Below are 1,312 nucleotides of genomic sequence, written 5' to 3' on the forward strand. Positions count from 1 at the left end.
GGCGCGACATAGGCCACCAGGCGTTGCCCGCCACCCGGGCCTTCAACGGCAGCCACCACCGCTTCGCGCACGCCTTGCTGGCTTAGCAGCCGGGATTCTATTTCGCCCAATTCGATGCGCAGGCCGCGGATCTTCACCTGGAAGTCCAGGCGGCCCAGATAGTCGAGTTCGCCAGCGTCGGTCCAGCGCACGCGGTCGCCGGTGCGGTACAGGCGGCCGTCTCCAAAGGGGTTGGCCACGAAGCGTTCGGCCGTCAGGCCGGGGCGCGACAAGTAGCCGCGCGCCAGCCCGGCGCCACCCAGGTAGAGTTCGCCCGCCACGCCCGGCGGGGAAAGGTTCAGGTCCGCGTCCAGCACATAGACCTGCGTGCCGGTGATGGGCGCGCCGATCGGGACGGGGCCGGTTTCGTCTTGGGCGCAGTCGTGGAAGGTGACGTCGATCGCGGCTTCGGTCGGACCGTACAGGTTGTTCAACGCCACGCCGGGCAAGGCGGCGAAGCAACGGTCGCGCAGTTCGCCCGGCAGCGCTTCGCCGCTGCACACGATGCGGCGAAGCGTCGGAACATGATGCGAAGCCACGCCGCCAGCCAGGAACGCCGACAGCATCGAGGGCACGAAGTGCAAGGTCGTGACGCCCTGCGCGGCGATCCGCGCCGCCAGCGCCTGCGGGTCGCGGTGTTCGCCGGGTTCGGCGACCGCCAGGCGGGCACCGACCATCAAGGGCCAGAAGAACTCCCAGACCGACACGTCAAAGCCGAACGGGGTTTTTTGCAAGACCGTATCGGCGGCGCTTAGCGGATAGGCCTGCTGCATCCAGTCCAAGCGCTGCGCCAACGCGCCGTGGCGATTCACCGCGCCCTTGGGCTTGCCGGTCGAGCCTGAGGTGTAGATTACATAAGCGGCTTGCTCGGGATGAGGCACATGGCCGACCGGCGTGGACGGATACGCGGACAGGTCCGTTGTATCCAGCGCCCAGGCTTGCGGCGCATCGGCAGGCAGTTGCTTCTGCCACAGTGACTGGGTCAGCAGCAAGGCCGCCTGGCTGTCTTCGAACAAGTAGCTCAGCCGTTCACTGGGCAGTTCCGGATCGATCGGCACATACGCCGCGCCCGCCTTCATCACGCCCAGCAGCGCCACCACCATCTCGACAGAGCGCGTCATCAGCACGCCGACCCGGGTTTCCGGGCCGATGCCGGCGGCTCGCAGCGCATGCGCCAACTGATTGGTTCGGGCATCCAGTTCCGCGTAGCGCAGGCTGACACCGCCCATCGCCAACGCCGGCGCGTCGGGCGTGGCCGCCGCCTGCGCCGCCA

The 1,312-nt window shown here is 68.3% G+C and carries 1 protein-coding gene; it reads right to left on the reverse strand.

Going from position 1 to position 1,312, the window contains the following annotated elements:
* Window positions 1-1,312, reverse strand: a 1,312-nt coding sequence (locus tag ACI0FO_RS29395) for a non-ribosomal peptide synthetase (RefSeq protein ID WP_416032091.1), incomplete at both ends; no start/stop codon positions are given.

The sequence above is a fragment of the Achromobacter marplatensis genome (genome assembly GCF_049060505.1).
GTDB lineage: Bacteria > Pseudomonadota > Gammaproteobacteria > Burkholderiales > Burkholderiaceae_B > Achromobacter > Achromobacter marplatensis_A.